Source organism: Dictyobacter kobayashii, assembly GCF_003967555.1.
In the GTDB taxonomy this organism is placed as follows: Bacteria; Chloroflexota; Ktedonobacteria; order Ktedonobacterales; family Ktedonobacteraceae; genus Dictyobacter; species Dictyobacter kobayashii.
Map to the genome: position 1 here is coordinate 1850414 of NZ_BIFS01000002.1, position 24048 is coordinate 1874461.

A 24048-nucleotide genomic window follows, 5' to 3' on the forward strand; every position below is an offset into this window, starting at 1 on the left:
CATGAAGAGCGTAGATCTCTCATCCTGAGTTTTGCTATCGCTACAAAGCTCTTGTTGGCAGAACTGCTTGTTCTGCAAGACTTTACCCAAAAAAAGTGGTGAGACACAGCAGGAGTATCTCGATAATTTTTTATGAGAGTGTTTGGATATTGCGGCTGACGGAGGGTGGGACGCCGAAAGAGCGCTGCCAGAGGCGGCGGAAGTGGCGCGCGTCCTCAAAGCCGCATTTGTGTGCGACCTCTTCGATGCTCAGGTCAGGATCGTGCAGAAGCGTGGTGGCCAGCTCAATCTGGAGGCGCTGATGATACTGCACAGGAGTCAGGCCAGTAGCCTCTTTGAAGCAGCGTGTGAGGCTGCGTACGCTGAGATGAGCAATGTCAGCAAGCGTCTGAAGTGAGACCGATCCTGCGATGTGGCTGATCAGGTAGTCCTGAACCTGATGCACGGCGGGGTCCAGATGTGTGCGGTACTGCAGATAGATGCTGTCCTGCGACTGCGAACCGTTGCGCCGCAGATAGACGACGAGATAGCGCGCGACCTGGGCAGTGAAGAGGGGGCCGTGCCGCTGCTCAAGGAGTGAGAGCGCCATGTCGATGCCCGAAGCGATACCAGCGCTGGTGGTGACGCGGTTGTCATGCACGAAGAGGGCGTTGTCGAGGACACGTGCACGCGGATAGCGCTCCTGCAAAGCGGCGAGAGTGATCCAATGCGTGGTGCAACGGCGACCATCGAGCAGGCCGGCCTCGCCCAGCGCGAAGGCACCAGTGCAGATGGAGGCAATGGAACTGCCGCCATCATAGACCTGACGCAGCCAACGGATGATCGTTGGCTCCCATTGCCCTCTTCTCGCCTCCTCGCTGCCGAGCTGCAGACCGGGCACGATCACCAGATCGCCAGGCTGGACAGGTTCGAGCGGCTGCAGGTGGGCGAAGACAAGCCCCTGTGCGCTACACACTTCCGGCCGATGGGCGCAGAAGATCAGCCTGTAAGGCATGCCCAATTGCGCCGCTGCGTGAAAGACCTGTGCTGGCCCTGCCAGGTCCAACAGGTTGACCTGTGGCAGCACCAGAAAGAACACGCGCTGTTCCTGTGTCTCCAGCACGCCCGCCTGTTGAATAGTTGTCAGAAACGATGCTAAAACCGTCATGGCTTTCCCTTTGCCCTTTTGTATCTCTTTTCTCAGGTGGATGGTTAGTCTAGATTCAACCATCTACCTGCTGATACTATAGCTTATAGCGAAAGGGGTTCCAATGGTCGATTATGCCAGAAAGCGGACGGATCTGGCCATCTCTTTCATTTCGTTGGCATTTCTGCCGCTTGCTCCTACGCGCATTGTCTCGATCATGGCTACGGCGATCTTGGGGTTTCCCTAGTACTTGGGCAATACCCTCTGAGTTAACCAGGATAATTCTACTACTCCACCAGTTTCATGTTAGGATGAGCCAGGAATACTCTAGTATGTAACTGGTAGCGATGCTGACAGTTTCAGTGGCGTGCTACAGACGCAACTTGAGCCAGATAGCCTTTCTCCTGCCATTAGCCGTGTCTGTGGCTATTTTCAACGGCGCAACCTGCCTTTTCTGTGGTTCGTGGGGCCATCTTCTCGTTCAGCCAATTTGGGACAGGTCTTAGAAGATCACGGATACATCCATGCCGAAACGGAGCCTATTATGGCCGTTGATCTGCTCCGAATGAATGAGGATCTCTCAATGTCATCTCGGTTGGCCATTCACCTTGTTCGCATACAAATGGGCTAAAAACCATCTTGCTACCTTTTCCCATGCTTGTTTCCAATCTGTCTCTATGAGGTTATGAGAGGAGTTAGGATATTCAATGTAGCGTAGCCGTTTCGGGGCTTGAGTATAGTATGGCTCCAGTCGATGATGTAATGCTTGTGCAAATGCAGGCAGCACATTGGTATCGTTGCCTGCCACCTGCGAGAGCAACGCTGTAGGAAAGAAGCGGTCAAGATGGAGATGGGGACTCTCTGCCAAGGGAAGCCTCCACTCTGGTGACCCAACTACAGAAGCTGCTACCTGAATGCGCTTATCTATAACAACAGCAGCATAGGTCACAAACCCTCCAAAGGAATGGCCAGCAATTCCAATCCTCTCAGGATGTGCCCATCCACGCTCAATGAGGGCATCAAGAATGAATGGGACCTCCTGGGCCGTCTCACGAACGACTGAAAGGAAAGCTGCTTCGAGTTGCATATTCCCGATGAGATGGGGCGCAATAGGCGGGAAGCGCTCATGAAAGTCAGGATAGCGCCGCTCTCCGTGTCCTATACCATCAATACCGACGACAAGAAAGCCCGCTTCTGCAAGAAGTTGTAATACTGTCGGATAGCCGTCTTTGGATTCCCCAAAACCATGATAAAAGAGAATGGTCCCCATCTGCGCTCTTTCTTCTGGAATGTCACGAAACATTACGAGAGCAGGAGCGGAAGCAAGACTAAGATGGAATGTTTTCATGTCCATGTGAATGATCGTACTCCGTTTCAGAAAAATATAGAAAAAGAAACAGGAATGGTGAGGGCGTGCAAACGAAAGGCAGCGATTGGAAATTGCTTGAAATGAGGAAAATAAATAAAGAAGATTGCTAGATGTCTTTATCATATCATCTATACGTTTTTGGGGCAAGAGCGAATGTTTACCGGCTCTTCGACCTTTGGAGGGAAAGCGGCGTGCAGGGCTGCTGAGGGCATGACGGCCCTCGCAATGATCCTCTCTCCAAACCACCCGGAAGGATGGAGAGCCTGAGACACTTCCCAAATTGTCGTTGTCCCCCAATTTGCATTCACTTCTATATGATTCCAGCTTACATGTCTTCTATCGGTAACATGTTGTCAGAGAGATCGCCTACCCAACTACTATCATAGTTAGAAGTTCCAGGAGCAACTTGAATCTTTTTTCAGAGCGATTTATAAACCGAACAAACGCCAGGGGGATAGACTCGCCATCACGGCCCCTCAATGTGCCATAATGCAAATATGAAAGAACCTGCAATATTGTATCTTTTGGTAGGGCTTCCAGGGGCTGGCAAGACAACAAAAGCCAGGCAATTAGAAGTTGAAGCCTCCGCCTTGCGGTTGACTCCTGATGAGTGGATGAAGACATTATTTGGAAGAAACGATCCGGCAACAAGAGATGTCTTGGAAGGTCGTTTGATCTGGATAGCTCTGCGTGCACTTCAGCTTCATACTAACGTCATCCTGGATTTCGGATTTTGGAGCAAAGATGAACGGTCGTCTATGAGATGGATCGCCAGGCAGATAGGAGCGAAAAGCCAGGTGATTTATTTGCCTATTGACCCAGAAACGCAACGGAAGCGTATCCAAAGCCGCTATGTAGAGAGGCCGGACCAGACATGGCAGATGAGCGAAGAGGAACTGATGAAATGGCGTGCGTTCTTTAACGAAAACGAACCGGATGAAGATGAGCTGAATGGTACCATTCTGGAAGAAGCCCCTCCTGGATATGCGTCCTGGTCTGCCTGGGCGGCCTCGCGCTGGCCGTCGTTCCCCGATGAATATGCATGAGCATTTGAAATGCTCTACGATGAGAGCCTGGTCGGGATGTGCGGCGTATTGCTGATCATGATGGCCAAAAGAGCAAGATAGGAGAAGTTTTTGCGCAGGTTTGACGGTAGAATGTCTTGCATGCAATGAGGGGGCGAAAGACCTTTGTACGCAAGACTGACAGGCCCGGCGTTAGCTTTCTGCTGACGAAATCTAATGTACCAGATAACTAGCAAGCATGCTATGATCGGGGCCGCATCAATTCAGCCTTTGTCGCTCTCCTTTGTAAAGCCCATCCTGGCGATTCTCACACATGAGCAGGAAGAGGCGATCAGCTTCGGCCCGCTCTATGAACGGGCCAACGTGAGCTGTTAGATTGTGTTAGCAGAAAGCTAACGCCGGGCCGCTACGAATGCCAACATGATTGATATGATAGAATATATGTTTCAATTCCGAGGAGGAGCTTATGAGCCAGAATGCCATAAAGCGTCTTTATCTGATGCTGGTTGGGTCCATGCCGGAATACCAGATTCCGATTGTGTGCTATCTGGTGCAAACGGGTGACGGCAAGAATATTCTGATTGACAGTGGCCTACCGGAGATTATGCCTGAAGGAGAATCGGACTTCGAGAATGGGCAGGACGTTATCGAGCAGTTGGCGAGCATTGGCTTACAACCGGACGATATTGATACAGTCATTTCGACGCATTATGATATCGACCATGCCGGAAGACACGCGGCATTCACGAAGGCGCAATATGTTGTTCAGCGTGTGCATCATTTGGATGCGGCGAGCAACCCACGTTTTGCTGCCAATCGGCCCCAATGGGATCAGCCAATGGAGCGTATCCGGCTGGTGGACGGGGACACGGAACTGCTGCCAGGGCTGGAGCTGATTGAGACGAGCGGGCATGTGCCGGGACATCAATCGGTGCTGGTGCGGCTGCCCAAAACCGGGGCGATTTTATTGCCGATTGACGCTGTACCCTTCGGCAAGGGCTTTACCCGTGACGAGCAGGGCGACGGTAGCAACCAGGACGCCGAAGCGATCCGCGCCAGTACGATTAAATTGCTTGATCTGGTCGAACGGGAGCATATCGGGCTTGTGATTTTCGGTCATGACAAGGAGCAGTGGGAAGGGCTGAAAAAGCTGCCGGAATATTACGAGTGAAGCTAGCACTCGCCTTGCCCAGTAGCATAGAAGTGAGAGAGATTGAGATAACCGATGGGGTGTTCACCATTACTGCTGTTTCAACCCAGAAAACCCCTGCTTTCTGCTCTGCGGCACCCCCGCTGTACATGTGCAAAGTCGGTATACCCGTCAGGTCGCTGACCTCCCTTGCGGAGGTCAATTCGTGCGTTTGCGCGTTCTCGTGCGTAAATGTTTTTGCAAAGAGCCCACTTGTCAGAGGAAATTCTTCGCAGAGCGTTTGACTCCTTTTGTGGCACCCTGGGCACGTGCGACGGCACGTCTCTTCCAGATCGTACAGACGCTTGGCCTGGCTACCAGGGGCAGGCCTGGTATGCGAGTGACCGATCGCCTGAGTATCCAGACCAGTAAAACGACCATTCTTCGATGTATTATGGTGCCGCCTTCAGAGCCAATTGGGAAGGTTTCATCCCCTGGCATCGATGATTTCTCATTTCGACGTAGACGCACATTCGGGACGATTCTTGTGGATCTGCAAACGCATCAGGTACTCGACTCCTCCCAGATCGCACGGTTGATACTTTAGCCGCCTGGATGGCAGGCAGACGGACGAAAAAGCCGGAGCAATCTCGCTCAATGCTACCACAAATCAGACCTGGGCACGTGATACTTGTATATTGATACTATCAACGACGTAAGAAAGGATCTGATCATTATGATTTTGAATGATACCGTACGGCAAGCATTGGCTGCGGGCCATCTCGCTCACCTTGTGACCCTGAACAAGGATGGCAGTCCTCAAGTCTCTATCGTCTGGGTTGGCCTTGAGGGCGATGAAATTGTCTGTGCTCACTTCAATCTCTACCAAAAATTGAAGAATATTCAGCGCGATGCCCGGGTCGCACTCTCAATGGTGACGGGGGGAAAAACGAATGGACTGGATAATTATCTCGTGATCAATGGTCGTGCCAGAATTACCGAGGGTGGTGCCCCCGAATTGCTGAACCAACTGGCCCAGATCTATATCGCCCCAGGCACAACGTTCGCTCCTGATGGAGCGCCACAGGGATATATTACCCGCATTACTGCTGAACGTATTTATGGCATTGGACCATGGAGTGAGTGATAGAGCGCTCGCACTTACCATTACCAGCATGAGACTGCGTCATTCAGCTCATTTCTTCTCGACTTAACAGCCTCAAAAAAGTTCTCAGATGTTTATTCGTGAAACACCTGAGAACTTTTTTTATTGCCCAACTTCTGCATACGTATCTATTTTTTATTGATGATGAGTTTGTATACGCTGTTGGTCAGTATTGCTGATCTCGATACACAGGGAAAGTGCTCGTTGAGCACAAGAGCTATCCACGCTTGCCTCCTTAACATTACTGGTCGTTGGCTGAAAAACATATGTATTATACTGCCTTTATGTGTGTTCTTGCAGTGGCGACCGGCCTTGCCCGAGTTGTTCCTACCGTTATAGAATTAAGAGAAAACAGCCCAGGTTCAAGAGGTTTGTGCTAAAGTGATAGAAAACATGGAGAAGTGGTTTGCTTAGCATGGATAACGTTCGGATAATTGATACATACACATATATGAGATATGAGTATTGTTTCCAGTAAATAATCTATTCCTTCACAATACCTTGTTTGATATGCTGCTCAATCTGGGCCTGTAAACCGTCCAGATCTTCAAGTGCACTACCCAGGGTGAGTGATTTACGATTACTCCGGCCGAGTATAATCTGTCTGCTGCGGCCACCTGAGAATTTGACGACATAATTCACCTCATTCCACCGTGTTACCTCAACTCCCTTAGGACGAATTACGAGCAGGCCTTTACTGCAGACTAAAACAGAGATAGGAAGCCCGCTTTTGTATAACGATTTTAACGCAATAGCATATCCACTGAACAGAAGACCGATGAACCAGGGAAGAAAGATACTAGTTGATGCATAGTAAACAAAGCTTTCCCAGGGAGGGATAAACCACCGATACAAAAAAATAAAGAGTCCGATAAAACCAACAGCAATACCCAGAATAGCCCCAGCAATACTCATAATGAGAATCCATTTATACATAGATAATGCTAATGGCCGCATCTTGTAGAGGTGCAAAGGGAACCCAACTTGAGCGTCTTCTGCAAAACGGTATGCTTCTTCTGGAAGCTCGCAAATCTCAGTAGAGTGAGTGCGTTGTTCGATCCGCAATTTTCTATTCACCAAAGCTTTGAAGCCAAACATGTCGTCCTTATGATCTCTTTTCGCGTTTTTGTATAGCTCTACTATATCATAACGGGAAATGATGAAGTACATAAAAAGGTGAGAAGGGGCGCCGACACATGACTATGCGGTAGGAAGAGCAATTCTATCTTAGAGGGTAAGTTCATCCAGCGCGCGATAGAATTGCAGCTTGACTTGATCAGGTGAAGCAAGCCCGTATTCTGTAAAAAGCAACGAGACCCATTGTTCGCCAAAGTTGCGTGCAAGGCTGCGCGCGGCCAGGGCGAGATCGTTATAGCGGTCAGCAATTCCCGCGCGCCCCAATCAATCAAGCCGCTTACCTGGCTGAGCTGCCGATCCAAGAGAATATTTGGCAGGCAGTAATCCCCGTGAGTAAAGACCAGGTCCTCGTCGAAAGAGCTGTGTTGCAACGCCAGCTCGTACACCTCTTGAGCGCTCAACCCCTGAAATTCAACATTGAACTGCGTTGCATCAATCATTCCCTGTGCAAGATACTGATGAGCCAGTTCAAGCTGTTTCTCCCGGCGCTTATCAAAGGGACAGGTGCTGATATCTACACTATGGACCATATGCAGGCCCTCTGCCAGCCGCCTGACGACCTCCGGCACGCTGCCACACAGCGTCTGATCACAGGAGACAATCCCGCTCAGTTCGGATATCAAGAGAAACTCATACTTCTCATCGTGCCCATAATAGTGTACTTCAGGGACAGGCAAACGCTCGGCAAGCCATTGCAAGCGTGCCGCTTCGGCTGCAAGCACACTCTGTTCCTGATAGAGGCCGATGGTATAGGGCAAGATTTTGAGATAGCGTTGACCGACGCGGTAGATGTGGGTGCCTGACGCCCCCCAATCATCGGCTTCCCAGGCAGCATCGCCAAGCATCTCTTTTAACTCATTGGGTGTATGTGGCAGCCAACTGTGCTCGCTAGCGGCTATGAATGGTCTCTCAAGCATAGATCCCTCCTCTTTGAAAGAGACTTTACCTGAAGCTGGACAGGCTGTCAAATCCAGTCTCGTGAGACGTTACATTTCTCAACTGATGTAGGACACATGAGCTTATAAATAGCAGTATCATAATAATGAGACGTACGAAGTGGATAGCCGCATTAATTGGAGCCATATCTATTGGATGGAAGATATCAATGATCTCTATGAAGATCAGCGCAAAAGTAAGGACACAAACTAGAATACAGCCAATCAAATTGGCATAATAGCTGCCAGGGAACACCTTCTGTTGAGGTTGCATGGTTTATTTCTCTTCTTTCAAGTGCGTATTGATTTATTGGATCAAATCCTTCTCGTGCTAGGACCTGTTTGCATAATCATATCCTGTGAGAAATCCATTGGAATGTAAGCCGTGCTATACGTTGTACTCTATAACAAGATCTTTGAACTGAGCAAATCGACCTTTGTGAAGGATCTGAAAGAGTCTATTGCACACCATATGAGGAACTCCTATTTTTGTTTGATTGAGGAGCGCTAAAGTGCCCTATATTTCGTCAACCTATCTGCTCAGATCTCCCATTGTGCCTCCCACCATTTCCAAGATGGCACGTGAACATCACCTTGGCCGCTGGCGCACCATCTATCGAAATCGATGTGAGATGTCGAATTTCATTCTTATCGCTTTTATTTCGCTTCCTGTGGGCGGTGGGTTATTGTACCTTTCTCTTTATATATTGGCACAACTCTATCAAGGCATGATGACAGATAGAGGGATTACCACAATAGGATGCCTTTTTCTTGTAATAGGTATTTTAATGTTCTTGTTTATTGGCCTGGGCATCTATCGGATGTATGAAAGCATTGTCTATGGCTGGTTTGTGTACGTCTATGACAAAGGTTGTATTATCCAAAAACGCAAAGAGGCAGCACAACTTTTTTCATGGAACGAGATCGAAGCCATCTGGCTGGTATTCGCGCGTGGTCGTCGGAGCAGTTCATCAATGAGCGAGAACTGCACAATCCAGCGTGAAGACGGCTACAAGGTCATGCTTACTCGGCACGGAGGCGATCTAAACAAGGTCACGACGGTAATCAATGAGCATCTCTGTGAACGTCTCTTGCCCCAATTGCTTGCTCAATACGAAACGGGCCAGCGTGTGTTATTTGGCCCATGCGGCGTTCATCAGGAAGGTCTTACTCTGGGTGAGAAAGACGACAAGTGGCTTTCCTGGTCACACTTCGCCCGTTTTGAGATTAAAGAAACGTTTTTGTTGATCTATGAGCAAGAACAAAAGCTCCCTTGGGCGAGCTTGCCCACGGTTGCGCTTCCTAATCTCCTCGTCCTTATAGCACTGGTCGATCTGGTGCGCAACAATTCCTCAAACAAATTCTCTGATCGAGAAATCGATAACAGGAAGAACCAGGCGAATAATCGTACTATCGACGCTATGCTTCCCCCAATCGATTTGGCCTGTGGTATCGCTCTGTTGTTGCAAAATTTCCAGGATACGTTGCCAAATGCCAGCTTTGACCCACAATAAAGCGACTGGCGATGGTACTCTACGAGCCATCATAATCGAGCAGATCTCTCCAAGGTGCACCAGTTCACAAGATCCACTGGATTCCATTGAACGCTAATAGGCAGTTTTTGGCGAGTGATCAATCAGCGTGAAGGGTGGACAGTTAAACCATTGAATGTTCGAGAACCCGCTCCATCTCACCCTTCATTCAGCACTGCTTTGTAAATTGACCCGGGTTTTATCAGAACCTACGGAAAGCGGGCATAAACTGCCCGCTTTCCATGATAATCTACGAGAAAAGAAGCAAAAAGGAGCACATTCTATGGCTGAAGACAACTTTACAGTATCTTAGAATGATGACAAATATGCCTATTTGGTCATCCGTTTAGACGGCCAGCCGCCTGTGTCAAGGCCGGTGTCATGACGAGCCGATTTGGAATTGGTCGCCCCAATCAAACGAACGGTAAAAAACAAACGTTGAGAACGTCAGCGATGAAAACGCCGACCAAACCGCGCCGGAATCCAGGCGATCCCAACGCCGACATCGTGAACGCCGGTTGACTACACGCCGGTGGGCAAATCGCCGGCGGCATGTCGTGCTGTGTCTGACAAGGTTGAGGGGGTTCGGCTCTCTGTTCGGCGCTCCTTCATGCGGTAACTGCTCCCATTGATGGCGATGACCTCTGCATGATGCAGGAGCCGGTCAAGCAAAGCCGTCGCCAGTACCTCATCCCCCAGTAACGCTCCCCAGCCAGTAAAGCTGGTATTGGACGTCAGGATAATGGAGCCGTGCTCATAGCGGGCTGCCACCAACTCAAAGAAGTGATGAGCCTGTTCGGCGGTGAGCCTGGTGTAGCCCACCTCATCAATGATGAGCAAACTGGGCGCAATGTAGCGCCGCAGGCGCTGACGCATGAGACCAGGATGCGAGGCACTCTCCAGGGACTGAGCCAGTTCCGCCAGCGTCGTAAACAGGACGCTGTGTCCCTCTGCCAGTGCCCGATTGGCTAGAGCCAGGCTCAAATGCGTCTTGCCCGTTCCCGGAGGGCCGAGAAAGATCACATTGGTGCAGGTCCGCACAAAGGACAGATCGGCCAACTCCCGGATGCGCCGCTCGGAGAGCGAGGGTTGGAACGAAAAATCGAAACCCTCCACCGTTTTTTTGCTGGGAATGCGTGCAGCCTTGAGACGGCGAGCTGTGGCTTTTTGCTCGCGGCCATCCAGCTCTGCGCCCAAGGCTCGCTCCACCATGGTTTCATACGTCCATTGTTCTCGCCGGGCCGTTTCCAGTAACTGGGGTAACGCCGTTTGCAGGTGGGTCAAGTTCAGTTGCTTGTACGCGGTGATTGACTTCATGCTCCCACCTCCGCTCCGGCCGACACGCCACAATACTGGTCATACTCGGCCAGGGCCCGGCTTTGCACCTGTGGTGCCTGCTGTTGGTGGCCTAAGGGTGCTCCTGCTCGTCGGATCGCCGAGGCTGAGGGAATACCCGTCCATTGCTCTGGATGCGGCACACTCTCTTGTGAGCGAGGACGCTTCTCGATGGCGAACACCTCTTGGCCCTGCGACCAAACCGTGAGCACACCCTTGCGTTCACGAACCTGCACTGTGGTTCCGGCCAGATGCAGCGTGCCTGGCAACCCGTAGAGCACGCCATCGTAGGAGACATAGCCATCCCAGGTGACTTTGCGTTCTTCGGTGGCAAAGCGCTCCCAGGCAAAGGCTTGAGGCAAGGGCTGGAGCTTCTCCACCTCCAAACGATCGACCGGGCGAGCATGAGTCGTGCGGTGCACGCGGGAATTGATGCGCTCACACCAGCGATGGGCCTGGCGATTGAGATCATCGAGATCGGTGAAAGTCACCCCGGCCCAAAAGCTCTGCTTCACATAACTCACGGTGCGCTCGACCTTGCCTTTCGTCTGTGGGGTGTAAGGCTTGCAGACGCGGGCGGTGACCCCAATGGAGACCATGAAGTCAGCAAAGCGAGGATTCCAACGAGGTTTGTTCTCCTGCATTTCGAGCAACACGCTTTTCATGCGGTCAGTCAGCGCAGACCGGGTCAGGCCTCCGAAGTATTCAAACGCCTCCATCAAGCAGCGAATGAGCGTTGGAGTATCGCAGCGCTTCACAAAGGTCACAAAGCGCATGCGCGAATAGCCCAACACCGCGGTAAAGCCATAGAATTTATGGATGATGCCTTCCTGTTCATACGTGAACTCGCCCCAATCAAATTGGACCTGGTGGCCTGGCTCGGTTTCATAGCGTTGCACGGGCGCATGTCCTGCCACCACCGGGCGGAGGGGATGGACGAACTCCTTCAAGATGCTGATCCCGCCGGTGTACCCCATCGGCTGTAATCGTGCGTAGATCACTTCACAATTGATGCAATGATCTTCCATCACCCAACGCGTAATCTGTTCTTTGAATGGATCAAGCTTTGAAGGCCGAGGCGGGCGTGGTTTCGGGATCACCGCTTCTGGATGGGCAAGATATTTGCGCACAGTGGTCCGCGAAATCTCCAATTTCTGGGCAATTTCCTGAACCGTCTTCCCTTGTTGATGTAAATCGTGTATTGTATTCACGGTCTGACTCCTGAGCATGTCGGTCTCCTGAGGTTGTGTTTTTGATTTTCCTCAGAATACCGCCTTCTTGGGGTCGGTCAATTCTATTCCGGCTCGAGTATACACCGTCTTTAATACCTGGGGAGAACTGCAGCTCCCCCTACTCCTCGCCCCAATTGCGAAAGGTCGGAGCTACTTTTGCGCAAAATGTTATAACTACCATTCACATCTGCGTGAATGACTTGTCCATCCTTTGCCCGATACCAACTGCGGGCAATGCGCTTGCCCGAAAACACAGCAGGGTTTGTCTGATCTGCGCGGTACGTGGGGATCGGATCGCGGTCAAGGAAACTGGCCTTGCTGGTATAGCTCTCTTCGGCAAGAATGACCCTGATCCCGACCAATTTGGCTTTGTAGGTTAATTGATCGATAAAACGAGCATGTGGGATCTGTACAAAGGATTGATTGTTGCGTTTGCCCATGCTCACTTCCTGCTTCCAGAGCGGATTTTTGCCAATGACAAGCGTTCCAATGCTCTCCTCTACCAACAGATCGATGATGCGACGGCTTGCCGTATGCAGATAGTGCTCCACACGGCGATTGCGCTTCGTCGTTCTGCGATCCAGTTGGCGCGAGGTCAAACGTTTCTCTCGGCTTAAACGGCTTTGGGCTTGGGCGCGTTGTTTGTTGTATCCTTGATTGAGGCTTTTGATCGGTTTGCCGCTGAGCACACGGGAACAAAACCAGGCTTATTGCTGGTGAGGGCGGCCAGGACATTGACTCCAACATCGATGGCTGCCACCAGGGCAGGGTCGACATCGGCCTGCCCCTGCTCTTCTTGCTGTTCATACACCACTTCAATCATGTATCCATCAGAACAGGGCACAACCCGTACTTGAGCAATTTGCCAGAATTCGGCGACGCAGGTGTCAATCTCGATGGGCAATCCTGAAGGGATGAGCTTGGCGGTTTTCTTGAACGCACGCTTGCCGAGTGCCTGCTTGTCGTAGATGAGGATATTACGGCCCTTGATCTTGTCTTTGTATTTGGGCAGCGTTGGGCGTCCAGTGAAGCGGGAGGGATCTTCCTGGTACGCTTTCTTCGCTTCAAAGAAAGAGATCCAGTTCTTATGAGGTAAGATCAAAATGGAATTGGCCACCTTGGCGGGAAGGGCCTTGTAGCATTCCATGCCCTTGACCCGATGAAACACCTCGACATACGACAGATACTTGTCTTCCTGAGTGTAGGTCTGCCGTATCTGATAGTTGGCCTGATTGTACAGGTTTTTCGAAGCGAACGCAGCAGTATAGAGAACCGCAAAGCGAGGATCATCTTGTTTGACCAGGTGTCGCTCAACCAGGTGCATCCTCTGCCTCCAATTCTTTCACAATCTTTTCGGTTTTCCGTTTCGCTCGACGTTGCCCATACAACCGGGCCATGAAGCTATAGAGAATGCTTGTCAGATCCGCCAGCAGGTCCTCCTGATTGTTTTCCGCCACATTGACCACTTCAAAGCCCCTGCCTTGCAATTCCAAGAGCGTCTCGAGATACCGGAACCCGAAGCGCGTTGCACGATCCTTCTGCTCCACCACAATCGTCGTCATCGTCACATCTCGCAACAGGGCCAGAAACTTCGGTCGAGCATCATTGACCCCGGAAGCAATTTCTGTGACGACCGTGGTGATCTGATAGCCTTTGGCCGCACAATAGGTTTCGAGTCGTTCGACTTGCCGTTCCAGATTGGGCTGGTGCTCCCGTGAAGAGACTCGCGCGTAAATCGCAACTCGCCGAGCGCGGCTTGCTCTTCTGGTTTCCCCTCTTCGACGATGATGGTTCCGGTTTCGGCCTGGTACCCTTTGATCTGCCCAGCTTTCCACCATCTGAGGGCTGTACGATAACTGATCCCTTGTGCCTTCGCGTACTGGCTCAACTTCATGTTTATGAGTCTAGTGCAGGTTCAAGAAACCACTTGTGCAGGAAGGACAGACCGTTGCACCTTCATTCCAGCCCGAGCTAGAAGGGAAAAGAGCAACAAAAGAGGCTCCTGGTTTTCGAGGCTTGCCAAAGCATTTTCTCGTGTTGCCACTCCTCTCCAGACGCACTCACGGGAGCTTGGAAAGATCGATCAGTGAGAGCGTTGCCGAGGTATAGTTGGTCAGCAAAAGGGTCTGTCCATCCAGAGCCAACTCTCTGGGGAAACTTCCGACTGCGATCGTCCCGAGCAAAGCAGGATGCCCTGCGAGCGCTTGCTTCACATTGATAAGGGTCAGCGTTTGAGGAGAGCGGTTTCCGGCGAAGCGGTTGGAGTCCGCCACGATGAGCTCCGTATCCTGGCGAATCAAGGCTAGCCCCACCGGAGCAGGGCCGACGGCCAGGGAAGCAATGAAGGCATGTGCTGGGTCTGATCTGAGGAGGGAGGTGTTGAAAGCAAGGAGCGCGTTGCTGCCTCTGGCAGTAACCCAGGCCACATCTCCCGAGGCGGAGAGCGCCACCCGAACCGGGCTACATCCCGCCAGAACGCGTCCAACGACCGCATGAGAGGGATCATGCTCTGCGCGAGCGACATCCACGACGGTCAGGGTTCCGGGAAACTGAGAGGCAGTCCTCGATTCCGACAGGTTCTGGGTACTGAATTCGGTGGTCACATAGAGAAAGTGATTATCTGGTGAGAGCGCCAGGCCGACTGGGGCCAGGTCGAGAGGAACCCGTCCAATGGAGGCATGAGAAGAGACCCCCTTGTTTGCACCTGTTGAAAATCGATGATGCTCAGTGTTTGTCCCGTCTCATCCGTGGCAAAGACATAGTGGTCATCTCGTGAGAGAGCCACTTCGACCGTTCCCGGATTGTTCCCATCGGAGATCAGGTGCAGGAGCGCACCAGAAGTGCCCGCTTCGACCCTGGCTGCATCGAGCACCGCCACTCCTTTGCCATCGGCAACGATGAGCTGCTGCTCGTCGCTTGTGAGAGCCAGGCCCGCAGGAGTACCGGGAAGAGGAATGATCTGGGCGAGTTTGAGAGATGGCCCTCCTGGAGGAGCACCGCAATGCCGTTGTCCTGCGCCACAGAACTCTGCAGCGACACAAAAATCCAGCGTCCGTTGTTGGTCGCGATGCTGGCAAACGGGGAACCGGGCAGAGCGAACATGGTCTGCAAACCGGCTCGCGCGATCAGAGGAGCAGAGACAGCGGGCTGCCCGGTGCATGTGGGTGTGGGGGCTGCTGTTTGAGCAGTGACAGAGGGGCTGGCGGGAGAGCAGGCCGAGAGATTCCAGCAGATAAGCAGGCTCATCAGCAAAGAGGAGAGCAGCATCCGCTCTTCAGAGAGGAGCAGGCGTGCGCTGTCAGCGCCGACGCAAATGTGAGCCGATCCTGGCGCGTTTTGACTCAATGACCCAGGGAGTGTAGCAGGCTTCTCACCTGGTATAAAGGCCGCTGCGCTTTACCTTGACACCAGGTGAGAAGCCTGCTCAGATAAATGAGAAGCCATTGAAACGAAAAAAATAATCATTTCTTTCTTTGTTCAAAAAAGCACGCATTTGAGCTCGACACCGGCTCACATTTGCGTCGGCGCTAATAGCGCCGTGTGGCACTCTGGATAATCCTTCTATCCTCATGTCCTTGAACCTCCTTCTGGGAAAGAATATCCGATCATCACGTGTGCTGCGGGAAAAGGTATCCTGCTTTTGCCAGCATCCTTCTCGTTCGAGAGGCCCAGCTGGCTTTTCAGGAAGGTGCTCTTCTCCCTTTATACGGAATGACGCGACTTTTGTTGCAGCAGCTCGACTTGTTCACAGCCAAAATAATCAGATACGCGCTGTCTGAGCTCACTTGCCGTCAGCAGTCGAGCAGGTTCGACAATCGCACGTTTACCATGCACCCACTTTGGCTCAATCCGGTTGAGCCAAGGACTCTTGATGGGCAACCAGCACGGAATGATGCGTACTCCTGTTTTGCCAGTTTGAGCTTCTTGCAACACTGTCTGATTGTGCTCGCGCAGCCAGGTCTTGACCTGTTTACTTACATGCCAGGACGCGTTATCCCAAATGAGCACCAGGACACGCTTGCTTTGCGCCTGGGCCTGCTCACACAGCCACTCCAGAAAATCAGTGGTCACCTGGCTGACCGGGCGCCCCTCGACAAAGCGTAAGTACATGCGACCAGTGTTGGCGGAAAGCATCCCATAACAAGCGAGCGCTTTGGGGTCGGGATCGGTTTTCTCTTTCTTCAGTTCCTGCAAGCGCAACGGCTCACCTTGCTCAGTCCAACTGTGCAGATTGGGCTGGCTCACGCGACTCCACCACACCTCATCCTGATAGCCGACAACCCATCCCTGGCGCTCGGCCAGCGCAATGAGGGCGTCACGTCGTTTTTTTTCTTCAGATAATCTGGGTCGGGGCTGGTAATCCCACGACTTGCGCAACGAGCTGATTGACGGGACGAAATCGTCACACCATCCCTGGTCAACACAAGAGTGCTGGAGCACTCTTCAGAAAAATTGAGTCATTGGCTCTCAGCTCAATCTCTCCGGCTGGAAAGAGCAAGCCAGGAGAAGTTTTTTTCGGTCCAGGGTGGTACACTGTTTCTCGAAGCAAAAGAGAAGCAGAAGGTAGTCCACCTGAGAGGAACCAGTATGAGAACAGTCATTTCCAAAGATGGCACCTCCATCGCGTTCGATCAGTCAGGCCAGGGACCAGCGCTCATCCTGGTGATTGGTGCGATGGGGACTCGCCTGGATGAAGCAGGGCTGGCGAGAGCACTGGCACCACATTTCACCGTGTTCGCCTACGACCGGCGTGGCCGAGGCGACAGCGGGGACAGAGCACCTTACGCAGTTGAGCGCGAGGTCGAGGACATCGACGCCTTAATCGCCGAGGCTGGCGGATCGGCGTGCGTCTTTGGTGGGTCCTCCGGCGCAGTTCTGGCCCTGGAGGCTGCGCGCCTGCTCGGAGGCAAGATCGAGAAGCTGGCGCTGTACGAACCCCCGTTCATTGTCGACCAGAGCCGTCCCCCGATCCCGCAGGATTACGTCGAGCATCTTAATGCCCTGCTCGCAGCAGACCGTCGGGGCGAGGCGATTGAGTATTTCCTGATCGATGCGATGCGCGTTCCTGCTGAACTCGTTGCCCAGATGCGAAATGGGCCAATGCTGCCACAGTTAGAGGCGATAGCGCATACGCTCCCCTACGACGGCACTATCATGGGCGAGACCATGAGCGGCAATCCCGCGACCCTCAGGAAATGGGCCTCTGTTACCGTGCCCACACTGGTCATGGTCGGAGGAGCGAGCCCGGCGTTTTTCCACCACGGAACGCAAACGCTCGTGGGCATCCTGCCCAATGCTCAGCCCCGTCTCCTGGCAGGTCAGGACCACGGCCCGGCTGACGACGTCCTTGCTCCTGCGTTGAAAGCGTTCTTCCTAAGTTGAGCAGCTCCAATGGAGCCCGGCGCCAGTCGTTGCTCACTCATCCATCAAAACCCTCGGCTTGCATGCTTTCCAGTGACGCTCTCGGCCAGGCGAAGGAAGGTGGCAAACCCCTCTGGAACGCCGAATAGTGTGATGGTGATCTGGCCAGTGGCTTGGCTGCGCGCATTGCGAGCCAGACGCGCTTTCCAGCAGAGACGAGTGTGTGCTCGCTCGGCACGAGAAAGGACCACTTCCGCAGTGGGAGGTGAAGCGACCGGATCTTGCGGGGGGATATTCACCTCGATCAGTTGGTGGCGCACGAGCCGCAGACAGGCACGCCGGTGCTCTCTGCGGCTCCAATCTCGCCAGAGGAGCGGTGCGGGACCAACGGCAAGCGGATGCAGCAGCACGCTGACCTGGCGCGGCTTCTTCGTGGCATGCCCCTGCCATTGACACTGTTCGCGCAGGGGGCAAGGACGACAACTCCGGATGCTGGCTGCATACACCACACGCATGCTGCCATCGACTTCTCGACGCTGTTCCTGGACACGAAGCTCCTGGCTTGCTGGACACCGGAGGGTCCGTCTGGTTGGAGGGTGAAATCGTGGCCTGAGAAGTGTCCAGCCTTCCATGCTGAACCCACTTCTGGAGGGGCATAGCCAGAGGCAGGAGCTGCGTGCGGTGGAAGTGGTGGAAGAGCAGGAGCAAACTCGGTCGTGCGCAGTGGCTCTGGCTTGAGATGATGGCCCAGTTCGAGTCTCAGGTTCCAGGTCCACTGCGAGATCACTTGCCAGCATTCTTGTCCCCAGGCCGAATGACTGCACCACCTGTCGGGATCCTGCTCGATGTCTTCATCTGAGAGGATCGGTTCAAAGGCGCCACGATGCAGGTACAACTCGACCACATCGCAGGCCGTGAAGGCATGTTGTGGCAGGTTCGTGAAGAACAGTTCGTAGACCACCCTGCGCGGGTCACCCTAATGGGACTCTTCTTTTTCCCCGCGGGATGCGTAGCCACGACCACGCGGTAGGGCACGCCCTCGGGTCCCACCGGTATCTGGGGGTAATCGTAGAGGCTGCGAACCATCTGGCTTTCGGGACGCTGTTGAAGCTGATCGGGGGGCAAGTGCAGACGCGCCTGAACGAGCGGATGGTCGAGCAGGCTGTAGTCTTTGCCACGAGTCACAAAGGCGAAGCCTGCGAGATCAGTCAGCACGGCCCCGTTCCCATATTGGCCGTCGAGGCGCAGCAGCGTGTGTTCTTGCGGGAGCTGATACGCCGTGAGATACCGGCGGATGGCGGCGAGGCCCTGGCGCAGTTCTGTTCGATACAGCCCATTGCCTCGGTTTCCGAAACTGCCGAGCCATTGGTAGCTATGGGCCTGAGATACCGTTGTCCGTGTCCTGACCACCTCTCCACGCTTGCGGCCCGATAGCCAGGAGCGTAGACGTCATTCAACCGGCGAAAGGGTGGGGGAAGGTCATCAGTCTGCGGTAAGGCTCGTTGCCGAGCCGCTTCCCGTGTGCCATCAATGTCGAAGACGGTCCAGGAATGACCTGTTCGATCTAGCAGGCTTCCGGTTTGTTGGTCGGGCGTAAGGGGCCGACTGAGCAGATCCTCCAAAAAGAGGGCGCGCAGCGCTTCGACGGGGGCCTCTGTCAATGCCGATAAAAACCGGGACAGCGCCGAACGAGAGGGCAACCGATCCCGCTCAAACAGGGCCATGAACGGAACGGCAAACGGCTGAAGTCGCTCGTAGAACTCCTCCAGGGTACGTTCGCCACTGATGACATAGCCGAAGAGCACGGCAAGAAAGTCGATCACCTCATAGTGCCCAAAACGCTTCCGCGCAAAGTGCACCTGCTCGTTGACCTTGTCCAGGACACCGTGCTTGCGAAGATAACGACTGATCAGCACTGCCTCGCCAAACCAGCAAGGCATTGCGAGGTTGGACTCCGAAGTCGTCTGGATTTTCACCGAGCCATTGGCAATACTTGTCATACCGACCTCCTTGGTGAGAATCATTGGCTGTTTTCTCTTCAAGGAGGCACATTTCTACGCCGATATGCTACAAGTTACATCTCGTTGCGCAATCCGTGGGTAATCCAGTGCTTCGCGCGTTGCCATCCCACCCCCAGCCGCAGGAGCGCCTGGCGGATCGTCTCGATGCTCACCAGGCTTTCCGTGAGCCCTTGCTCGAAGCAGACCTCCGCTGCTAAAGCCAGCGTCCACACGCTGGTCTTTTTCCCATAGATGCGCGGCGATTGATGCAAGGTGGCACGTAACGCTTCACATTTGGCTTGATCAAATTGGGCTTGCACCGTTTTTGGTCGAGAAGATTCCTGCTTGAGGCAATCGACGCCTTTCTCCTCAAAGGCATGGATGGCGTTGCGCACCGTTTGCGTGGCACAACCCAGATTCTGAGCAATGACTTTGGGACGCTGCTTTCGATTGGAGGCGAGCAAGATCTGACTGCGGCGCAGGGTAAATGCGTCGGATGAGCGCAGTCCAGCTTCCAACCCTGCCTGCTCTGCTGGACCCAAGGCTCGAACATACATCGGGGGTTTCATGACTTCATTCGAGCAGAGTTTTCTCCCTTACACAACAGCTCTCCGGAACCCGCACTAGCACAAAACGATCTTGTTGTCACTATTTGTCATGGTTCTTAGTAACTAGTCTGCTACACTCACGACGTACTATACTATCTGGAAAGAGTATCAGGAGCACGTCAAAGGGGCGATCGCGCCGCTTACCGCTGAACAGCTTGCTCTGCGTGCCGCGCCTCACCTGCGCTCCGTTGGTGAGAACGCCATACACATCATCGGTACCCGTATCGGTTGGTTCATTCAAACCCTAGGAGAAGAGTTTGGCGGGGAGATGAGTGCGTACCTGAAGCGAAACGGGGTTGCGTTGCGACAGGGGGCACCCGTGCCAACCGCAGCCGAACTGGCTCAAGGTCTGGACCTTACCTGGCAACTCATCGCGGATTGTCTGGCTCGCTGGAGTCCCCCCGACATGCAACAAACCTTCCCCGATGAGTTGGACGGCAAACAGGTCTACCTGTCGCGCGCCTGGGTCGTCGGGCATGTGATGGAGCATGATATGCATCACGGCGGCGAACTCTCGTTCACCCTCGGCATGCATGGGGTTCCAGCTGATTTCCCTGGCTAGAGCCTCTGCATGGATAGGTGAGTGAAATCTTTCACGCGGATCATATAGTGTTTAGATAAATTTTATCCAAACACTATATGATCCGTTACTAGACAAACACGAAAAACAGTATCTTAAAAATGATGTTTCTTTTATGCTACGAGGGGAAACCACAACCAATGAATTGGCCTTCTGATCCAATAGCGGTAGCTATTGCAAACAATGCTCCCCAACCCGCATTAGTTGTAACAAGTCCGTTTCCTAATGCGGCAAAAAATGCTAAGCCAGCAGCATCCGCTGGAAGTGTATCTATCACAGCTGCAAGTAAGCTAATTGGCAGCACCAACAGATCTGACAAAGATAATAACCATAAAAAGCACATTAGGGGTGACAGTACTTTCCACTCGGATCAATATTATTGACAGGATTATTGCCAGCATACATAGCCTTGAGCGTCTCCTGCAGGGTCCCTCCCGCCGACGGAGGTTGCTGGGTCCAGCGTCTTCTTATTTATTAAGCAATCCAGCATAAATAATTACAATCAGACCGCAAACAGCAAAAAATACAACAACTACAATGAGGTAAATCAATAAATATTGAGGCAAAAAGCCTAATACGACAATTGCGAAGAGCATGACTGTAATGAGAAGTAGCATTCTTCCAAAAAAACCTATAAGTGTAGAATCTTTATACCAAATACTTTTTTTCATTCTACGAATTTTGTTTTTTTTTGAGGTAAAGGAAAAGAGAAATACTTGTCCATAAAAAAAGCAAAAAATCGATGCATGGGGTAGCAAAAAGCACATTTTTCATACGGTATTTCCTCTTTCTCACTAGTGATCGTCAAATAACGTAACTCATATCTACTTTTCAGGCAAACTGCTCGCTTGCTATGTTTGTCATATCTCGAAGATAAGCACAAAAAGCAAACTGTAAGCCTCGAATCGAACATGGGTCTGTATATCAATACTATTGAATGAAGAGATGCCATAAACTAGTTTCCGAGAGCTTCTAGATACATCACCAAAAAATGATATGAGTTAAGGAAAACGAGAAGTTATTCGACGATCAACACTCGGTAGGTCTTTTTCTCTTATGTATAAGAGGAAAAGATCATAACTATATACGGAACAAGAGGCTATTATACAAGCCGGCAATATTATCGAATGAACAATGCGAATGTTGCAACTATCGTGGGAAGCTCCACCATGGATTGTTTTCCAGGTTATTTGATACTTCAATACCAACGAGTGCACAGCCTACAATTACACCTAATGCAATCCCAAAAGCTGCGATCCCAAGCCAAAAAGCTATTGATGATAGGACAGGGGCAACGGCAGCTTCAACTGAACCCGTAGTAGCTGTTGCTGCGAGTCTTCCTCCCATACTTCCAAGAAGCGTAGCAAGAGCTCCACCTAATATTCCTCCCACTACACCAGCTGCCCCCGATAGACAGTCATAGGTTGCTGACCACCATGATTGATTGCCACCTCGATCCACTTCATTGACAGGATTATTATCAGCATACACATACGGGTTGGCCTTGAGCGTTTCCTGCAAGGTACCACCAATGGGCGTACGCTGGGTCCAGCGGCCGAAGATGGGATCGTAGTACCGGATGCCGAACTTGGTCAGCCCGGTGGTGCTGTCGTAGGAGCCTCCGGCATACTGCCAGGGGTTGACCACCCCGCTCTGCACGTTGCTGCCAGTGACGCTGCTGAGGGGATCGTCGTCGTAGCTAGCCACCAGGTTACCCGCGCTGTCGGTCATACCTACGATCGAGCTAAGGGTGTCAAAGAAAGAATGAAAAGGATCTAAAAATGAAAAACAATATTCTTTTGAAGCCATTGGTATTATTTGCGAACAAAGGTGCCGATTATTTTGCCAGTATATTTATAATATCTACCTCCACACTAAAAGCCACATCATCAAAGAAGTTTCCAATGGACTCATGGCTTTTTTGCTTGTCTTTTCCACACAATAATAAGGAAGAACTGCAAAGCTAATATCAAAAGAAAGATAATAAAAGAAATTTCAAAAAAGTAAAGGCTATCTCTCCTTGTTATGAGTACATTTGTTTGTATAAGCAAAGCTGCAACAAAATACGAAAAAATATAGATTACCGGTCCAAAAATATAAATTAAAAAGTTTTTAATGCTTTTCTGCTCTATTATTATATTCCTAAAGTATATTTGAAATGCACATAGAGCAATAAGAGTAATGCAAAAACCAATCACAATAAATGTCATGAGAATGATGCTCCTTTTTACATGTGTCCTTTTCTGAGGAAAATTTCTTAAAATATACACAACCTAAAGTATGCTAATTTTAAGATACTTCAGGTTGTGCTTTTGTTAAATTACTTTATATGTCCACTCAGAATACCTGCAATTATTCCACCTACTAATCCTTCAGCAAGGCTTCCTGCAGCACCTCCAGCAAGTCCTGCTAAAGTTATCTCTCCAATGCCACTCGTAAATAGAGCGCCTACTACAAGAGCTCCAACAAAAGCTCCGATAGTTCCACCAAATCCAACTGCAGCATATATCCCTACATCAGTCCAGGAATGAATTCCCCGGACAGAAAACCACCTAGCACTGCTCCTACAGCACCTGCAAAGCCAACAAATCCTAAAATCGCCAAACCTATTAGAATAGGATTTTTGCCACTAGGATCTACCTCGTTGACAGGATTATTATCGGCATACTCATATGGGTTGGCCTTCAGCGTTTCCTGCAGGGTACCACCAATGGGCGTACGCTGGGTCCAGCGGCCGAAGATGGGATCGTAGTACCGGATGCCGAACTTGGTCAGGCCGGTGTTGCTGTCGTAGTAGCCTCCGGCATACTGCCAGGGGTTGACGATTCCACTCTGGACGTTGCTGCCGGAAATGCTACCGAGGGGATCATAGTCGTAGCTGGCCACCAGATTGCCCGCACTATCGGTCATGCCCACAATCGAGCCTTGCCCGTTGAAGAGATAGTAGTAGACCTTGCCCGCCGAGGTGCGCTCGCTGTTGAGCAGACCGCAACTGCAACGGACGTACTCATAATTCGCGCTCCCTACCTTCTTGCTGCTCAGGCCCAGGCCACTGTAGACCGCGGTGTTGCCGGTGTTGGTGACCCGATCCGTCTGATTGGTATCATTATAACCATAGGTGTAGTTGGCCGAGGAGCCGGTCGCCGTCCCACTTCCACTGATGTCCTGGTTGGCTGTGTTGTTGGTATGTGTCTGGGCCAGCGTGAGTGCCAGCTCCCTCATGCCTCATTGGTGATCGGCATCAGATTGCCGTCAGCATCATAGATATAGATGGCAAGGCCTCATATAATTAAGATTATGCTTTTATCCTACTGTTTAAGTACGGCCCTGCTAGCGATTTTATTCTCTTTGCTTTCTTCTAATTCCTAAGGTATCTACATGATAATCAAGCCTTTGACCATTTTAGACTATAAAAAACTGTTAAGCAAATTGAACAAAAAAGAGAATACAGAGAATAATATCCACTCTTATGAATGCTAAAAAACCTAATGTAACGGTAGAAGCAACTAAAAAC

20 protein-coding genes and 4 pseudogenes are annotated in these 24048 nt (G+C 51.7%); 8 read left to right on the forward strand and 16 right to left on the reverse strand.

Annotated elements, in window-relative coordinates; all coding sequences use genetic code 11:
* Positions 1-130: 130 nt before the first annotated feature.
* Positions 131-1210 carry a GlxA family transcriptional regulator gene (locus EL645_RS34520; protein WP_246035667.1) on the reverse strand — a complete coding sequence of 360 codons (1080 nt, stop codon included), beginning with the start codon at positions 1208-1210 and terminating at the stop codon, positions 131-133.
* A gap of 502 nt (positions 1211-1712) precedes the next feature.
* The gene (locus EL645_RS34525) at positions 1713-2480 is read right to left on the reverse strand and encodes an alpha/beta hydrolase family protein (RefSeq protein WP_161977927.1); all 768 of its coding nucleotides are present in this window, start codon (positions 2478-2480) and stop codon (positions 1713-1715) included.
* A gap of 512 nt (positions 2481-2992) precedes the next feature.
* On the opposite strand from EL645_RS34525, the gene EL645_RS34530 reads away from it, so the two are divergent.
* The 5 genes and pseudogenes from EL645_RS34530 (at position 2993) to EL645_RS34545 (ending at position 5796) form a co-directional block, all read left to right on the forward strand.
* Positions 2993-3541, forward strand: coding sequence for a P-loop nucleotide/nucleoside kinase family protein (locus tag EL645_RS34530; RefSeq protein ID WP_246035668.1), 549 nt, complete (start codon positions 2993-2995; stop codon positions 3539-3541).
* 195 nt (positions 3542-3736) lie between these two features.
* Positions 3737-3895: a hypothetical protein gene (locus tag EL645_RS39745; protein WP_161977928.1), complete on the forward strand. Its 159-nt coding sequence runs from the start codon at positions 3737-3739 to the stop codon at positions 3893-3895.
* A 91-nt stretch (positions 3896-3986) separates the two neighbouring features.
* On the forward strand, positions 3987-4691 hold the full coding sequence (locus EL645_RS34535) for an N-acyl homoserine lactonase family protein (protein WP_126556978.1): 705 nt from the start codon (positions 3987-3989) through the stop codon (positions 4689-4691).
* Positions 4679-5270: pseudogene (locus tag EL645_RS46285) on the forward strand (transposase family protein); the annotation flags it as partial. The gene EL645_RS34535 and the pseudogene EL645_RS46285, both read left to right, overlap by 13 nt.
* Positions 5271-5385: 115 nt before the next feature.
* A complete protein-coding gene (locus tag EL645_RS34545) occupies positions 5386-5796 on the forward strand; it encodes a PPOX class F420-dependent oxidoreductase (protein WP_126556979.1) in 411 nt (136 codons plus the stop codon).
* 501 nt (positions 5797-6297) lie between these two features.
* On the opposite strand, the gene EL645_RS34550 is transcribed toward EL645_RS34545, so the two are convergent.
* Positions 6298-6912 carry a hypothetical protein gene (locus EL645_RS34550; RefSeq protein ID WP_126556980.1) on the reverse strand — a complete coding sequence of 205 codons (615 nt, stop codon included), beginning with the start codon at positions 6910-6912 and terminating at the stop codon, positions 6298-6300.
* A 41-nt stretch (positions 6913-6953) separates the two neighbouring features.
* Positions 6954-7868 carry an aminoglycoside 3'-phosphotransferase gene (locus tag EL645_RS34555; protein ID WP_126556981.1) on the reverse strand — a complete coding sequence of 305 codons (915 nt, stop codon included), beginning with the start codon at positions 7866-7868 and terminating at the stop codon, positions 6954-6956.
* 530 nt (positions 7869-8398) lie between these two features.
* Between EL645_RS34555 and EL645_RS34560 the strand changes: the two genes are divergently transcribed.
* The gene (locus EL645_RS34560) at positions 8399-9400 is read left to right on the forward strand and encodes a DUF6585 family protein (protein WP_126556982.1); all 1002 of its coding nucleotides are present in this window, start codon (positions 8399-8401) and stop codon (positions 9398-9400) included.
* Positions 9401-9940: 540 nt separating this feature from the next.
* On the opposite strand, the gene istB is transcribed toward EL645_RS34560, so the two are convergent.
* From istB to EL645_RS34600, 7 genes and pseudogenes are all read right to left on the reverse strand, one after another.
* Entirely contained in the window at positions 9941-10735 is a 795-nt protein-coding gene (gene istB / locus EL645_RS34565) for an IS21-like element helper ATPase IstB (protein ID WP_126548540.1), read from the reverse strand.
* Positions 10732-11982, reverse strand: coding sequence for an IS21 family transposase (istA, locus tag EL645_RS34570; protein WP_126550204.1), 1251 nt, complete (start codon positions 11980-11982; stop codon positions 10732-10734). Before istA ends, istB begins: the two co-directional genes overlap by 4 nt.
* Positions 11983-12074: 92 nt before the next feature.
* A pseudogene (locus EL645_RS46025) lies at positions 12075-13309 on the reverse strand (RNA-guided endonuclease InsQ/TnpB family protein).
* Positions 13296-13879: pseudogene (locus EL645_RS34580) on the reverse strand (IS607 family transposase). The pseudogenes EL645_RS46025 and EL645_RS34580 overlap by 14 nt, the downstream one beginning before the upstream one ends.
* A 166-nt stretch (positions 13880-14045) precedes the next feature.
* Positions 14046-14588, reverse strand: coding sequence for a YncE family protein (locus EL645_RS34585; RefSeq protein WP_126556983.1), 543 nt, complete (start codon positions 14586-14588; stop codon positions 14046-14048).
* Positions 14585-15145, reverse strand: coding sequence for a YncE family protein (locus EL645_RS39750; RefSeq protein ID WP_161977930.1), 561 nt, complete (start codon positions 15143-15145; stop codon positions 14585-14587). Before EL645_RS39750 ends, EL645_RS34585 begins: the two co-directional genes overlap by 4 nt.
* 542 nt (positions 15146-15687) lie before the next feature.
* Positions 15688-16362 (reverse strand): transposase, encoded by a 675-nt coding sequence (locus tag EL645_RS34600; protein WP_246035671.1) that lies wholly within the window; start codon positions 16360-16362, stop codon positions 15688-15690.
* A 210-nt stretch (positions 16363-16572) separates the two neighbouring features.
* On the opposite strand from EL645_RS34600, the gene EL645_RS34605 reads away from it, so the two are divergent.
* Positions 16573-17367 carry an alpha/beta fold hydrolase gene (locus tag EL645_RS34605; RefSeq protein WP_126556986.1) on the forward strand — a complete coding sequence of 265 codons (795 nt, stop codon included), beginning with the start codon at positions 16573-16575 and terminating at the stop codon, positions 17365-17367.
* A 283-nt stretch (positions 17368-17650) separates the two neighbouring features.
* Here the strand turns inward: EL645_RS34605 and EL645_RS43430 are convergent, their stop codons facing one another.
* The 3 genes from EL645_RS43430 to EL645_RS34615 form a co-directional block, all read right to left on the reverse strand.
* Positions 17651-18307 (reverse strand): hypothetical protein, encoded by a 657-nt coding sequence (locus tag EL645_RS43430; RefSeq protein ID WP_246035672.1) that lies wholly within the window; start codon positions 18305-18307, stop codon positions 17651-17653.
* Positions 18308-18554: 247 nt separating this feature from the next.
* Positions 18555-19205: a hypothetical protein gene (locus tag EL645_RS43435; RefSeq protein WP_246035673.1), complete on the reverse strand. Its 651-nt coding sequence runs from the start codon at positions 19203-19205 to the stop codon at positions 18555-18557.
* 215 nt (positions 19206-19420) lie between these two features.
* Entirely contained in the window at positions 19421-19903 is a 483-nt protein-coding gene (locus EL645_RS34615; protein ID WP_246035674.1) for a helix-turn-helix domain-containing protein, read from the reverse strand.
* A gap of 139 nt (positions 19904-20042) precedes the next feature.
* On the opposite strand from EL645_RS34615, the pseudogene EL645_RS34620 reads away from it, so the two are divergent.
* Positions 20043-20516, forward strand: a pseudogene (locus EL645_RS34620) (DinB family protein); the annotation flags it as partial.
* A 1167-nt stretch (positions 20517-21683) separates the two neighbouring features.
* Here EL645_RS34620 and EL645_RS34625 read toward each other — a convergent pair.
* Together EL645_RS34625 and EL645_RS34630 are read right to left on the reverse strand one after the other, a co-directional pair.
* Positions 21684-22343 (reverse strand): RHS repeat-associated core domain-containing protein, encoded by a 660-nt coding sequence (locus EL645_RS34625; RefSeq protein WP_126556989.1) that lies wholly within the window; start codon positions 22341-22343, stop codon positions 21684-21686.
* Between the two features lie 702 nt (positions 22344-23045).
* A complete protein-coding gene (locus EL645_RS34630) occupies positions 23046-23756 on the reverse strand; it encodes an RHS repeat-associated core domain-containing protein (protein WP_126556990.1) in 711 nt (236 codons plus the stop codon).
* Positions 23757-24048: the final 292 nt, after the last annotated feature.

What these genes read in the sequence shown, in the direction of transcription:
- EL645_RS39745 (WP_161977928.1), top strand. Translation starts at nt 3,737, where the DNA reads ATGTACCAGATAACTAGCAAGCATGCTATGATCGGGGCCGCATCAATT.
- EL645_RS34520 (WP_246035667.1), bottom strand. Translation starts at nt 1,210, where the DNA reads ATGGTTGAATCTAGACTAACCATCCACCTGAGAAAAGAGATACAAAAG.
- EL645_RS34550 (WP_126556980.1), bottom strand. Translation starts at nt 6,912, where the DNA reads ATGTTTGGCTTCAAAGCTTTGGTGAATAGAAAATTGCGGATCGAACAA.
- EL645_RS34625 (WP_126556989.1), bottom strand. Translation starts at nt 22,343, where the DNA reads ATGGCTTCAAAAGAATATTGTTTTTCATTTTTAGATCCTTTTCATTCT.
- EL645_RS34545 (WP_126556979.1), top strand. Translation starts at nt 5,386, where the DNA reads ATGATTTTGAATGATACCGTACGGCAAGCATTGGCTGCGGGCCATCTC.
- EL645_RS34615 (WP_246035674.1), bottom strand. Translation starts at nt 19,903, where the DNA reads ATGTATGTTCGAGCCTTGGGTCCAGCAGAGCAGGCAGGGTTGGAAGCT.
- EL645_RS34530 (WP_246035668.1), top strand. Translation starts at nt 2,993, where the DNA reads ATGAAAGAACCTGCAATATTGTATCTTTTGGTAGGGCTTCCAGGGGCT.
- istB (WP_126548540.1), bottom strand. Translation starts at nt 10,735, where the DNA reads ATGAAGTCAATCACCGCGTACAAGCAACTGAACTTGACCCACCTGCAA.
- EL645_RS34525 (WP_161977927.1), bottom strand. Translation starts at nt 2,480, where the DNA reads ATGGACATGAAAACATTCCATCTTAGTCTTGCTTCCGCTCCTGCTCTC.
- EL645_RS39750 (WP_161977930.1), bottom strand. Translation starts at nt 15,145, where the DNA reads ATGCACCGGGCAGCCCGCTGTCTCTGCTCCTCTGATCGCGCGAGCCGG.
- istA (WP_126550204.1), bottom strand. Translation starts at nt 11,982, where the DNA reads ATGCTCAGGAGTCAGACCGTGAATACAATACACGATTTACATCAACAA.
- EL645_RS34605 (WP_126556986.1), top strand. Translation starts at nt 16,573, where the DNA reads ATGAGAACAGTCATTTCCAAAGATGGCACCTCCATCGCGTTCGATCAG.
- EL645_RS34630 (WP_126556990.1), bottom strand. Translation starts at nt 23,756, where the DNA reads ATGAGGGAGCTGGCACTCACGCTGGCCCAGACACATACCAACAACACA.
- EL645_RS34535 (WP_126556978.1), top strand. Translation starts at nt 3,987, where the DNA reads ATGAGCCAGAATGCCATAAAGCGTCTTTATCTGATGCTGGTTGGGTCC.
- EL645_RS34555 (WP_126556981.1), bottom strand. Translation starts at nt 7,868, where the DNA reads ATGCTTGAGAGACCATTCATAGCCGCTAGCGAGCACAGTTGGCTGCCA.